The organism is Stenotrophomonas sp. YJH_SMC_64, from assembly GCF_059371375.1.
The window spans coordinates 85,823-98,518 of record NZ_JCAFUN010000006.1; the positions used below are offsets into that span (position 1 = coordinate 85,823).

Below are 12,696 nucleotides of genomic sequence, written 5' to 3' on the forward strand. Positions count from 1 at the left end.
CTCGCTGCTGCTTCCTGGCAGGGCCCGGCGAGCGCGGCAGCGGCATGCGGTAGCATTCGTTTCCCCTCCCACCCTCGTGCCCATGCGCCTGCTGCTGGTCGAAGACAACCCGGATCTGGCCGATGCGATCATCCGCCGCATGCGCCGCAGTGGGCACGCCGTGGACTGGCAGGCCGATGGCCTGGCCGCCGCCAGCGTGCTGCGCTACCAGAGCTTCGACCTGGTGGTGCTGGACATCGGCCTGCCCAAGCTCGATGGCCTGCGCGTGCTGGCCGGCATGCGCGAGCGTGGCGACAGCACGCCGGTGCTGATGCTGACCGCACGCGATGGCATCGAAGACCGCGTGCAGGCGCTGGATGTCGGCGCCGACGACTACCTGGGCAAGCCGTTCGATTTCCGCGAATTCGAAGCGCGCTGCCGCGTGCTGCTGCGTCGTGCACGAGGCCAGGCCAGCGAAGTGGTGCAGATCGGCGGCTTCCAGTTCGACAACGCGGCGCACCGGGTCAGTCTCGACGGTGAACCGATCGAACTGCCCAACCGCGAGTACCGGCTGCTGGAGATCCTGGTCGGCCGCCTCGGCCAGGTAGTCGGCAAGGACGAAATCGGCAACGGCCTGTTCGGCTTCGACGACGAAGCCGGCCCGAATGCCATCGAGCTGTATGTCGGTCGCCTGAGAAAGAAGCTGGCAGGCGCACCGCTGCGCATCACCACGGTGCGCGGCGTTGGCTACCTGCTGGAAGCCAGTGACGGCAGCGCCGACGCCGATGGCTGACGCGCGTACCGCGAATGCCGCACCGGGCTCGCTGCGGCGCACGCTGCTGGTCTACCTCGGCGCGTTGCTGGCGGTGTTCGCGGTGGCCCTGCTGTTTGCCGCGCGCGGCTATGGCCAGCGCGCCGCCAACCGTTCCTACGACCATCTGCTGGTGTCCTCGGCACTGTCCATCGCCGATTCGGTGGCCCTGGTCGATGGCCAGTGGCAGGTCGATCTGCCCTATGCCGCGCTGGACCTGCTGGCGATGGCCCCGGAAGACCGCGTGTTCTATCGGGTCGCCGACAGCCGCGGCAACCTGATCACCGGCTACGGCGACCTGCCGGCGCCGCCGCGACGGCCCGGCACGCAACCGCAGCTGTTTGATGCGGCGTACAGCGGCGAGACCGTGCGCTTCGTGGTGGTCGGCCGCAGTTTCGCCGCCGCCTCGGCGCAGGGGGAAGTACAGGTGCAGGTCGGCCAGACCCGGCGTGCGCGCGAAGCGGTCGCGCAGGACATGGTCAACCGTGCATTGCTGGCGATCGGTGTGCTGTCCGGGCTGCTGCTGGCGCTGGTGGCCTTTGGCGTGCATCGCGCGTTCCGGCCATTGGTGCGGGTGGAACGCGAGCTGTCGCGCCGCGAGCCGTCCGATCTGAAGCCGCTGGATGCGCGCGTGCCGCGCGAGATGGACCAGATGGTGGCGGCGTTGAACCGCTTCATGGAACGACTATCCAGCAGCAACGAGACCTTGCGCGCGTTCATGGCCGAGGCCGCGCACCAGATGCGTACGCCGTTGGCTGCCCTGCGCGCGCAGGCACAGCTGGCGCTGGATGACGACGACCCCGAGGACATGCGGCGCAGCCTGCAGGCGATCGAACGCAATGCCACCCACATGAGCCGGTTGCTGAACCAGCTGCTCAGCGATGCCAGTGTGATCCATCGCTCGCATCTGCAGCGCTTTGCGGCGGTGGACCTGGCCGAGACCGTGCACCAGGCCCTGCATGAGGCGCTGCCGCAGGCCGGACCGGCACCGCGCGTGCAGCTGGCGATGACTGCCGAGCCGGTGCAGGTGCATGGTGATGCACTGCTGCTGCGCGAGGCGATCAAGAACCTGGTCGACAACGCCCTCAAGTACGGCGGTGACGGCCCGTTGCAGATCGCGTTGACCGTGGAAGGCGGGCAGGCCGTGCTGACCATCGCCGACCACGGTGCCGGCATTGCCGCCGCCGATGCCGAACGCGTGTTCGAGCGCTTCGCCCGTGGCGAAGGCGCGCCGTCCGGCGGCGCCGGGCTGGGCCTGGCCATCGTCAAGCGCGTGGTCGACAGCCATGGCGGTCGCATCGACCTCAGCAATCGCCCACAGGGTGGGCTGGTCGCCACCATCCGCCTGCCCCGGAGCAGTCCATGATCCGCCTGTTTGCTGCTGCTGTTGCCTTGCTGCTGGCCCTGCCGGTGCTTGCAGCACCGGGCGACGTGCGCCGCTTCCCGGCCCAGGCAAAGGCCACTGCGCAGCTGCGCATCCACGGCACCACCGACATCGAAGTGTTCGCGGTAGTGATTGCCGACTACCAGCGGCTGCACCCCGGCACTGAGGTGGTGTACGAGGACATCATCACCCAGGACCTGTACGCGCGGTACCTGCACGACCGCGGCGGACCGGCATCGCCGGACCTGCTGATCTCCAGCGGCATGGACCTGCAGACCAAGCTGGTCAACGACGGCCACGCGCTGCCACACCGTTCGGCGCAGACCGCCGCGCTGCCTGCCTGGGCGCAGTGGCGCAACGAGGCGTTCGGCATCAGCTACGAGCCGGTGGTGATGGTCTACAACACCCGCGCACTGCCGGCTGCGAAGGTGCCGCACACGCGTCGGCAACTGCTGGACCGGTTGCGCGCGGAGGGAGCACCGCTGCGCGGCAGGGTTGGTACCTATGACATCGAGCGCAGCAGTGTCGGCTACCTGTTGTCTACGCAGGATGCGCAGCGTGGCAGCATCGCCGGCGCGTTGCTGGGCGCGCTGGGCGACAACGACGTGGTGCGCGAGGAGCGCACCGGCGTGCTGCTGGACAAGGTCGCCAGCGGACAGCTGTCGCTGGTCTACAACGTGCTCGGCTCCTACGCGCAGGCGCGCATCGACGCGGGTGCGCCGCTGGCGATCGTGGAGCCCGAGGACTACACGCTGGTGGTGCTGCGTACCGCGGTGATTCCACGTACCGGCCCACACTCGGAAGAAGCCCGGCGCTTCCTCGACTACCTGTTGTCACCGCGTGGCCAGCAGGTGCTGTCGCGCGAGGCACGCCTGATGCCGATCGTGACCGGCAACGCACGTGGCGACGATGCGCCCGGCCGCAGCCGCCGCCCGATCCAGCTCGGCCCAGGCCTGCTGGTGTACCTGGACGCGCTCAAGCGCCGCCAGTTCCTGGATGCCTGGCGCAGCAGCGTGGAGCCGGCGGGGCGCTGAGGCTCCGGCCTGCCCGTACAATGGCGGCATGAGCGAATACACCATCCTGATCGCCGATGACCACCCGCTGCTGCGTTCGGCGGTGGTGCAGTCGTTGCGGCAGAGCCTGCCGCTGGCGCAGGTGCGCGAGGTCGCCAGCGCCGAGGCATTGGCCGAAGCGCTGGATGCCCACCCGGATGTGGACCTGGTGCTGCTGGACCTGACCATGCCCGGCGCGCACGGTTTTTCCGCGCTGCTGCACGTGCGCGGCTCGCATCCGGACATTCCGGTGGTGATCCTCTCGTCCAACGACCACCCGCGGGTGATCCGTCGTGCTCAGCAGTTTGGCGCCGCTGGCTTCATCCCGAAGTCCGCCCCGGCCGAGACCATCGGCGAGGCGGTGCAGGCGGTGCTCGATGGTGGCCTGTGGTTCCCGGCGATGGCCGCCGAGCGTTCGGAGGCCGATGCACTGCTGGCCAGCCGCCTGGCCCAGCTGACCCCGCAGCAGTTCCGCGTGCTGCTGTGCCTGGCCGATGGCCTGCTCAACAAGCAGATCGCCTATACGCTGGGGTTGGCCGAGAACACGGTGAAGGTACATGTCACTGCGATCCTGAAGAAGCTCGAATGCCACAGCCGCACACAGGCAGCGGTGCTGGTGAAGGCGCTGGAGCCCGAGGGCGACGCCGGCATCGGGTTGTAGTTTCCAGCCAACGGCGCAGCCCCTCGTGGGTGGGTTTGGGTTGGTCGCTGAAAGCAGAAGCTGCGAGCGGGCCGGTCGAGTTGGGTGCGCGGGGGACGCCGTGAATCCGTCCCTGGAGGCTTGGCAGCCGCATCCATGCGGCTGACACCCCCGCGCACCCAACCCGACCGGCCTCTGACAGATTTCGGTGGCCTGTCACCCACGGAAGAGAAAAGAAGATCAAAAGCAAAGGCAGCCTGGCAGGCCATTTTTCGTAGAGCCGAGCCCACGCTCGGCTGCTTTCCGGCCCGTCCGTGAGGCCGAGCATGGGCTCGGCTCTACACGAGCAAGCGCAGCGCGCGACCCGCTTTTGATCTTTTTTCTTCTCCGAGGGTGGACGCGCACGGAACGTGTCCGTGGCCGGGCAGATGGGCTGCACAGGGGCGTGAGCCGCATGGATGCGGCGACCGAGCTTACAGGGACGTACTTGCAGCGGCCCCTGTGCAGCCCATCTGCCCGGTCCCACCGATGAACTGCTTTGTGCGACCACCCACGAGGGGCTGCGCCATTGGCTGGAAACTACCCGCGATGCCGGATCAACAACTGGCTCATCAACGCCCGCAGCGCCGGCGGCTTCACCGGCTTGGCCATCATTCCCCAACCGCGCTCGCCGGCCATCTCACGCAATCCCGCATCGCGCTCGGCGGTGACCAGCACCACCGGCGGACGGGCCTGCCACAACTCGGCCAGCGTCTCGTACAGCACCGGCCCGTGGTGATCGCCCATGCGCACATCCAGCAGCACCAGCTCCGGCACCGCGCCTGTTGCCGCCAGCTGCAGCGCCGCCTGCGGGCCGTCGGCCAGCGCCACCTCGCAGCCCCAGCGCTCCAGCAGCGCGCGGCTGGCGGCGCAGACGTGCGGATCGTCGTCGATCACCCACACCCGGCGACCGCGCAGCGGATTGTCCGCGGCCGGTTCCTGCACCAGCACCGGCACAGGAGCAGTAGCGGGAATCGCGCTGGCTTCGCCGAACGGCACGCCCACCGCGAACACGCTGCCCTGGCCCAGCTGCGAGCGCAGGCGGATCGGGTGGCCGAGCAGCCGACCGATGCGGTCGACGATCGCCAGGCCAAGGCCGGCGCCGCGCTGCTGGCCGTCGTGCAGGCGGCGGAACTCCTCGAAGATCTCGCCCTGCAGCGCATCGGGAATGCCGGGGCCCTGGTCGTGAACTTCGATCCACAGCAGGCCTTCGCGGCGACGGCAGCCGAGCAGCACGCGGCCACGTTCGCTGTAGCGCAGTGCGTTGGACAGGAAGTTCTGCAGGATGCGGCGCAGCAGCGCTTCATCGCTGACCACCACCGCAGCGGTATCGACCCAGTCGACCACCAGCCCACGCGACTGCGCGGCGATGCCGAACTCGCGTGCCAGCGTCTGCAGCAAAGGCCCGAGCCGGAACGCCTGTACGCGCGTGGGCAGGCTGCCCGATTCCAGGCGCGCGATATCCAGCAGGCTGTTGAGGATCGCATCCTGCGCGGCCAATGCAGCATCGATGTGGTCGCTGGTCTGTTGCTGCGCCGGGTCACTCAGCTTGCCGCGCAGCACCGAGACGAACATGCGCGCCGCGTTGAGGGGCTGCAGCAGGTCGTGCACGGCCGAGGCAACGAAACGGGTCTTGTAGCGGTTGGCCTGCTCGGCTTCGCGGCGGGCTTCTTCCAGATCATGGGTGCGCTCGGCGATGCGGTGTTCCAGCGCATCGGCCAGCGAGCGCAGTTCGCGCGCGGCGTTCTTGTAGCTGGTGATGTCGGCATAGCTGGTGACGAAGCCGCCGTCAGGCAGCGGATTGCCACGGATCTCCAGCACCGTGCCGTCGTCCTTCTCGCTCTCGCGCATGTGCGGGCGGCCGCTGCGCAGGTGGTTCAGGCGACGCTCGATTGCTTCATCGACCGGGCCCGGACCGAGCAGGCCACGGCGTGCGTTGAAGCGGAACAGTTCCTCGATCGGCCGGCCGACGCGAACCAGGTCCTGTGGGAAACGGAACAGTTCCAGGTAGCGCGAGTTCCACGCGACCAGGCGCAGTTCGCGGTCGATCACCACCACGCCCTGCGGCAGGTGTTCGAGGCTGCGGCTGAGTCCGCTGTCGGCGTCGGTGGCCGCCTGCAGCAGGCCATCCTGTGCGGTGCGCAGTTCCTGTGCGTGCTGCTTGAGCAGGGTTTCCAGTTCGCGGCGGCTGCGCAGGCGATGCTTGGCCAGGCGTCGGCGCTGCTGCACGAACAGCACCAGGAAGCCCAGCGCCAGCCACGCGGCACCTCCGGTGAGGGCGGCTGCGCGACCGGCGGCGGTGGCGGCGCTGGCGTCGTGCAGCAGATGCAGGTTCCAGCCTTCGGCGGGCAGCGGCAGGCTTTGCCACAGCATCAGCTGCGGCAGTGCGGGATCGAGCAGGCGCACCATGCGGCCACCATCGGCAAGCACGTCTTCAGTACGCGCGCGCAATGGCTGCAACGCGCGGTCGGCGTATTGGCGGGCGTCCAGCATTTCGCGGCGCTCATCGGCGCCCAGCGGGCGCAGCAGGCGGTAGCGCCAGCTGTCACGGTTGGCCAGGAACACCACGTCATGGTCGTCGCTGGCCAGCACCACGTCCGGGCTGCTCAACCATTCCTGTTCCAGCGCCGACAGCTCGACCTTGATCACCACCACGCCGAGCCGCTTGCCGTCTTCCTCGATGGCCTGCGACAGGTAGTAGCCGGGTACGCCGGTGGTCATGCCGATGCCGTAGAAGCGGCCGCGGCCCTGCGCCAGTGCCTGCCGGTAGTAGGGGCGGTAGCTGTAGTTCTCGCCGACGTTGCTGGTCGGCTGGTCCCAGTTGCTGGCCGCCACTGCCACCCCGTCGTGGCCGACCAGGGTCAGGGTCGAGGCACGGGTGACTTCATTGGCGCGTTGCAGCTTGAGGTTCAGCCGCTGCTGTTCGGTGGGCGAGGGCGGCACACGCAGGGCGTGCAGCAGATCCGGATCCAGCGCCAGTACCTGCGGCAACGTGCCGAAGCGGTCGATGCGCTGCTGCAGGCCCTGGCCGTACAGCTGCAGCTGGCGTTGCACCTGGCTGCTTTCCTCGCCGAGGGCGCGCCGCCAGGCGTAGTGGCCGGCGGCGACCGCACAAAGCACGGTGCCTCCGACCATCACCAGGATGGTCAGCAACAGCATCCGGTGGCGGCTGAGCCAGTACATGGCGGCAGTCTACGCAGGGCCGGCGGGCGTGACGTGCACGCCCGCCGGGATCTGACGTGGAAGGGGTCAGAAGTGCATCTGCGCGCGCAGCTCGAAGATCTCCGGCGTGCTGTGCACACCACGACGGCTGGCGTCGACCTTCACGTAGTTGGCCTGGAACTTGAAGTGGCTGGTCAGGTACCAGTTCGCGCCCAGGGTCAGGTCGTGCTGGCGGCCACCAAGGATGCTGCCATCGTCCAGGTCCATGCGGCTGTAACGGGCCACCAGTTCCACCGCGCCGTAGTCGTGCGCCGGCTTGATGTTGGCCACGGCACCTGCGTTGTACGGGCGCGACTCGCCGGTCAGCACCCAGCTGGCCATCGCGTACTGGCCGCTGCCGGTGTAGTCGGGCTTGCCGTCATGGCGGGTGACCGTAGCGCGCAGGGCTTCGGCCTGCAGCGAGAACGGGCCGCGGATCCAGATGCCTTCCAGGCCGGTGCGGCGGATCTGGTCGGCGGTGACCAGGGCGCCGGAATCGACGTAGCGGATGTCGGTCAGGCCGGCTTCCGGGCGTGCGCGAAGGCGCGCGCTGGCCTCGTGGTGCACGTCACGGCCATCGCTGTAACCGCGCGGATTTTCCTGCGAGTAGGCCAGGCCCAGGTGGATCACGTCACCCGGCGCCTTCACCGGGGTCCACACCGCACGTACTGCCTGGGTGGTGCCGGGGTTGTCACCCTGCAGGTCCTTGCCGCCATAGGCGCCGGCCTGCAGCAGGTACTGCGGACGCTCCAGCACCCATTCCACGCCGGTGCGGCGGCCTTCGTAGAAGGCCTGCACGGGCAGCGCGGTTTCCAGGAAGCTGCCGGCGCGCGAAGAGGTGTTCGCATCCAGGCCGACCGGGGTCTTCATATAGCCGAAGCGGAAGCGACCGATGTCGCGACCGAAGAAGGCCTTGCTCTCGAAGCGCACGAACACGTCCAGCCAGGTATCGGACTGGAAGTCGTAGTAGACCATCGCGTCGTAGACGCCCTTCTTCTTCAGCGTCGCACCGAACTCCTTGCGGCGCACGGCGTCGTCGTCCTCCAGGCCGCTGCCCGAGGAGAAATCGTTGTAGTCGTAGGCGATGTTGGCGGTAGCGGCCAACTCGGTGCCGTCGCCGAAGGCGTACTTGGTCGGCCAGTTGTCGAAATCGGCAGCCGAAGCGAAGGCGGGAAGCGCGGCCAGCGACAGGGCCAGCAAGGTGGGAATCGGGCGCATGTTGGGTGCGGCTCTCTCAGATTGCGTGTGGACAGGACAACAACGGCCGCAGGGGCCGAAACTTTCGCAATGACGCGCCCGGCCGTTCAGCACGGGCCACCGGCCTCCCCAGGATCGGGCGGTGCGGCGCCAGTGTAGGCATCGCCGCCACCTGAACCGGGGGGCTAGTACCAATAGGTTATCTGCGCCGGCGTGCCCGGCGCGTACAAAGGCGTCCATTGGTCGCACCTCCTGCGCATGCAGCACAGGGCCTGCGATCAGTTTCCACGGTAACGGTTCCCGTGCTGTCCCGGGGCCGTACGTGCCTGAAAACGCCCCTTCCGGAGTCCGCCATGCACATCCCGACCGCAGCCCCGGCGCCTGCAAAGCCGTTGCCGATCTATCGCCAGCTGTATTTCCAGGTGATCGTGGCGATCGTCCTGGGCGCCATCCTCGGCCACTACGAACCGCTGATCGGCGAGAAGATGAAGCCGCTCGGCGATGCCTTCATCAACCTGGTGAAGATGATCATCGCGCCGGTGATCTTCCTCACCATCGTCACCGGCATCGCCAGCATGACCCACCTGCGCACGGTGGGCCGGGTGTTCGCCAAGGCGATGGCGTACTTCCTGTTCTTCTCCACGCTGGCACTGATCGTGGGCATGATCGTGGCGCACGTGGTGCAGCCCGGCGCCGGCATGAACATCAACCCGGCCGAGCTGGACCAGACCGCGGTGCACAGCTACGTCGAGAAGTCGCACGACCTGACCCTGGTCGGTTTCCTGATGGACATCATTCCGAAGACGCTGGTGAGCGCCTTCGTCGACGGCAACATCCTGCAGGTGCTGTTCATCGCGGTGCTGTTCGGCATCGCGCTGGCCTCGGTGGGCGAGAAGGGCAAGCCGATCCTGAACTTCCTGGAGGCGCTGGTCGCCCCTGTGTTCAAGCTGGTGCACATCCTGATGAAGGCCGCCCCGATCGGTGCCTTCGGCGCGATCGCCTTCACCATCGGCAAATACGGCGTCGGTTCGCTGGTCAACCTGGCGTGGCTGGTGGGCTCGTTCTACCTCACCGCGTTCCTGTTCGTGGCGGTGATCCTCGGTGTGGTCTGCCGACTGTGCGGCTTCTCGGTGTTCAAGCTGGCGCGCTACCTGAAGGCCGAGCTGCTGCTGGTGCTGGGCACTTCCTCGTCGGAGTCGGCGCTGCCGTCGCTGATGGAGAAGATGGAACGCGCCGGTTGCAGCAAGTCGGTGGTGGGCCTGGTGGTCCCGACCGGCTACTCGTTCAACCTGGACGGCACCAACATCTACATGACCCTGGCGGCACTGTTCATTGCCCAGGCCACCAACACCGAACTGACCCTGGGCCACCAGATCGCCCTGCTGCTGGTTGCCATGCTCAGCTCCAAGGGTGCGGCCGGCGTCACCGGTGCCGGCTTCATCACCCTGGCCGCCACCCTTGCCGTGGTGCCGGAGGTACCGGTGGCCGGCATGGCGCTGATCCTGGGCGTGGACCGTTTCATGAGCGAATGCCGCTCGCTGACCAACTTCATCGGCAATGCGGTGGCCACCGTGGTGGTTTCGCGCTGGGAAGGCGCGCTGGACCGCAACCGCCTGCAGCTGGCGCTGGATGGCCGCGAAAGCGAGCTGCCGCCGCCGGTGGACGCACTGCCCGAGGCGCTGCCGGCCAAGGGCTGACCCAGGTGTGTGGTACCGCGGGGCCGATCACGACAGTGGTACGGCCCCGCGGCGTTTCAGGGCGTCCCATGGCTGTCATCGGGGGCGCCGATGCTGGCATCCCGGTACCGTCGCATACGGCACGGAATTGTGCAGTCGCAGCATGCCTGCGACAGGATAGCGACAGGTCCAGACGCTCCAACGGGGGTATCATCCCCTGTCCCTTCTGCCCATTCATGTAACCCACATCGATGTCCAACGAAGATTTCAAACAGGCCGCCCTCGATTACCACCGGATGTCCCCGCCGGGAAAGATCAAGGTTTCCGCTACCAAGCCCATGCTGACCCAGCGCGACCTGTCGCTGGCGTATTCGCCGGGCGTGGCGTACGCCTGTGAAGCGATCAAGGCCGACCCGCAGCAGGCCAGCGAGCTGACCGCCCGCGGCAACCTGGTGGCGGTGATCTCCAATGGCACCGCGGTGCTGGGCCTGGGCAACATCGGCGCGCTGGCCGGCAAGCCGGTGATGGAAGGCAAGGGCGTGCTGTTCCAGAAGTTCGCCGGCATCGATGTGTTCGACATCGAAGTGGATGAAACCGACCCGGACAAGCTGGTCGACATCATCGCCTCGCTGGAGCCGACCTTCGGCGGCATCAACCTGGAAGACATCAAGGCGCCGGAGTGCTTCGTGGTCGAGCGCAAGCTGCGCGAGCGCATGAAGATTCCGGTGTTCCATGACGACCAGCACGGCACGGCGATCATCGTCGGTGCGGCCGTGCTCAACGCCATGGCGATCACCGGCAAGAAGATCGAGGACGTGAAGCTGGCGACCACGGGCATGGGCGCGGCCGGCATTTCCTGCGTGAACATGCTGGTGCAGCTGGGCCTGAAGCCGGAAAACATCCTGGCCTTCGACCGCGAGGGCGTGATCCACACCGGTCGTACCGACCTGGATCCGGAAAAGCAGCGCTATGCGCGCGACACCGACAAGCGCACCCTGGCCGAGATCGTCGACGGCGCGGACATCTTCCTGGGCCTGTCGGCACCGGGCATCCTGACTGCCGACATGGTCAAGACCATGGCGCCGGACCCGGTGATCTTCGCGCTGGCCAACCCGACCCCGGAGATCATGCCGGAGGTGGCGCGCGCCGCGCGTCCTGACGCGATCATCGGCACCGGCCGTTCGGACTACCCGAACCAGGTCAACAACGTGCTGTGCTTCCCGTACCTGTTCCGCGGTGCGCTGGACGTGGGCGCCACCGCGATCAACGAGGAAATGAAGATCGCCTGCGTGCGTGCCATCGCCGCGCTGGCCCGTCGTGCCGCCACCGACATGGGCTCGGCCTACGGTGGCGAGACGCCGAGCTTCGGCCGTGAATACCTGATCCCGCGCCCGTTCGACCGCCGCCTGCTGGTGGAGTTGTCGGCCGCCGTGGCCCAGGCCGCGATGGACTCGGGCGTGGCCTCGCGCCCGATCGAGGACATGGGCGCCTACCGTGACAAGCTGGCCCAGTTCGTCTACCGCACCAGCCTGATGATGAAGCCGGTCTACGACCGCGCGCGCAGCGACAAGCAGCGCGTGGTGTACGCCGAAGGCGAAGAGGAAGTGGTGCTGCAGGCGGTGCAGAACGTGGTCGACGACGGCCTGGCACACCCGATCCTGATCGGCCGCCCGGAAGTGATCGAATCGCGCATCGAGCGCCTCGGCCTGCGCCTGAAGATCGGCGAGAACGTTGAAGTCACCAACATCAACGACGACCCGCGCTTCAACGAATACTGGCAGTACTACCACGGCCTGACCGGCCGTCGTGGCGTGACCGTGGCCGCGGCGAAGAACCTGATGCGTTCGCGCCCGACCCTGATCGCGGCGGTGATGGTGGCCCGTGGCGAAGCCGATGCGATGCTGACCGGCATCGTCGGGCGCTTCCACAAGAAGCTGGGCTACGTGCGCAGCGTGCTGCCGCTGGAGCCGAAGGTCACCTCGACCTCTGCGATGACCGGCGTGATCAACCAGCAGGGCGTGTTCTTCTTCGTCGATACCCACGTGCAGGAAGACCCGACCGCCGAGCAGCTGTGCGAAGCGACCCTGCAGGCGGCCTACCGCATGAAGCTGTTCGGCATCGAGCCGAAGGTGGCGCTGCTGTCGCACTCCAACTTCGGCAGCCACGATTCCAAGGACGCGCTGAAGATGCGCCAGGTGCGCGAGCTGCTGCTCAAGCGCAACCCGCGTCTGAACGTGGACGGTGAAATGCAGGGCGACACCGCGTGGGATGAAGCGCTGCGCCAGAAGCTGCTGCCGGGCTCGACCCTGCAGGGCCGCGCCAACCTGTTCGTGCTGCCGAACCTGGAAGCGGCCAACATCGCCTACAACCTGGTGCGTGTGTTCACCGACGGCGTGGCGATCGGTCCGATCCTGATGGGCGTGAACAAGCCGGTGCACATCCTGACCACCAGCGCCACTTCGCGCCGGATCCTGAACATGACCGCGATCGCGGCGGTCGATGCGCAGATCCGCAAGCAGCTGGAAGCTGAAAAGAAGGCGTAAGCCTTCTTTTCAGCGACAGCTGCAGAAACGCGCCCCACGGGGCGCGTTTCTGTTTCCGCAAAGCGGAAACGGGTAGAGTCGACTGTTAGTCGACTGCTCTTGATTCGGACGCCGAAAATCCCGCGCTTCGCGCGATAGTCGACTAACAGTCGACTCTACCGGTCCCGATGCCGG

The 12,696-nt window shown here is 67.5% G+C and carries 8 protein-coding genes; 6 read left to right on the forward strand and 2 right to left on the reverse strand.

The window, feature by feature from the left end:
• Positions 1 to 82: 82 nt before the first annotated feature.
• Genes AC5P9L_RS07855 through AC5P9L_RS07870 form a run of 4 tightly spaced genes read left to right on the forward strand, consistent with a single transcriptional unit; the run spans position 83 to position 3,887 of the window.
• Positions 83 to 772: a response regulator transcription factor gene (locus AC5P9L_RS07855; RefSeq protein WP_019662067.1), complete on the forward strand. Its 690-nt coding sequence runs from the start codon at positions 83 to 85 to the stop codon at positions 770 to 772.
• On the forward strand, positions 765 to 2,156 hold the full coding sequence (locus AC5P9L_RS07860) for a sensor histidine kinase (RefSeq protein ID WP_099523995.1): 1,392 nt from the start codon (positions 765 to 767) through the stop codon (positions 2,154 to 2,156). Before AC5P9L_RS07855 ends, AC5P9L_RS07860 begins: the two co-directional genes overlap by 8 nt.
• On the forward strand, positions 2,153 to 3,208 hold the full coding sequence (locus AC5P9L_RS07865; RefSeq protein ID WP_227415423.1) for an ABC transporter substrate-binding protein: 1,056 nt from the start codon (positions 2,153 to 2,155) through the stop codon (positions 3,206 to 3,208). Before AC5P9L_RS07860 ends, AC5P9L_RS07865 begins: the two co-directional genes overlap by 4 nt.
• A gap of 28 nt (positions 3,209 to 3,236) precedes the next feature.
• The gene (locus AC5P9L_RS07870) at positions 3,237 to 3,887 is read left to right on the forward strand and encodes a response regulator (protein WP_005414428.1); all 651 of its coding nucleotides are present in this window, start codon (positions 3,237 to 3,239) and stop codon (positions 3,885 to 3,887) included.
• Positions 3,888 to 4,445: 558 nt separating this feature from the next.
• Here AC5P9L_RS07870 and AC5P9L_RS07875 read toward each other — a convergent pair.
• Complete coding sequence (locus AC5P9L_RS07875; protein ID WP_227415422.1) at positions 4,446 to 7,088, reverse strand: hybrid sensor histidine kinase/response regulator; 2,643 nt, start codon at positions 7,086 to 7,088, stop codon at positions 4,446 to 4,448.
• Positions 7,089 to 7,154: 66 nt separating this feature from the next.
• Positions 7,155 to 8,324, reverse strand: a complete 1,170-nt coding sequence (locus AC5P9L_RS07880; RefSeq protein ID WP_005414426.1) for an OprO/OprP family phosphate-selective porin — start codon at positions 8,322 to 8,324, stop codon at positions 7,155 to 7,157.
• A gap of 332 nt (positions 8,325 to 8,656) precedes the next feature.
• Here AC5P9L_RS07880 and AC5P9L_RS07885 point away from each other — a divergent pair, with 332 nt between their 5' ends.
• Both AC5P9L_RS07885 and AC5P9L_RS07890 read left to right on the forward strand, forming a co-directional pair.
• Positions 8,657 to 10,000, forward strand: a complete 1,344-nt coding sequence (locus AC5P9L_RS07885; protein WP_005410972.1) for a dicarboxylate/amino acid:cation symporter — start codon at positions 8,657 to 8,659, stop codon at positions 9,998 to 10,000.
• Between the two features lie 230 nt (positions 10,001 to 10,230).
• Complete coding sequence (locus tag AC5P9L_RS07890) at positions 10,231 to 12,522, forward strand: NADP-dependent malic enzyme (protein WP_005410971.1); 2,292 nt, start codon at positions 10,231 to 10,233, stop codon at positions 12,520 to 12,522.
• Positions 12,523 to 12,696: the final 174 nt, after the last annotated feature.

Bases quoted from the DNA above. Each gene is read 5' to 3' on its own strand.
- AC5P9L_RS07885 (WP_005410972.1), top strand. From the start codon at position 8,657: ATGCACATCCCGACCGCAGCCCCGGCGCCTGCAAAGCCGTTGCCGATC.
- AC5P9L_RS07875 (WP_227415422.1), bottom strand. From the start codon at position 7,088: ATGTACTGGCTCAGCCGCCACCGGATGCTGTTGCTGACCATCCTGGTG.
- AC5P9L_RS07865 (WP_227415423.1), top strand. From the start codon at position 2,153: ATGATCCGCCTGTTTGCTGCTGCTGTTGCCTTGCTGCTGGCCCTGCCG.
- AC5P9L_RS07880 (WP_005414426.1), bottom strand. From the start codon at position 8,324: ATGCGCCCGATTCCCACCTTGCTGGCCCTGTCGCTGGCCGCGCTTCCC.
- AC5P9L_RS07855 (WP_019662067.1), top strand. From the start codon at position 83: ATGCGCCTGCTGCTGGTCGAAGACAACCCGGATCTGGCCGATGCGATC.
- AC5P9L_RS07890 (WP_005410971.1), top strand. From the start codon at position 10,231: ATGTCCAACGAAGATTTCAAACAGGCCGCCCTCGATTACCACCGGATG.
- AC5P9L_RS07870 (WP_005414428.1), top strand. From the start codon at position 3,237: ATGAGCGAATACACCATCCTGATCGCCGATGACCACCCGCTGCTGCGT.
- AC5P9L_RS07860 (WP_099523995.1), top strand. From the start codon at position 765: ATGGCTGACGCGCGTACCGCGAATGCCGCACCGGGCTCGCTGCGGCGC.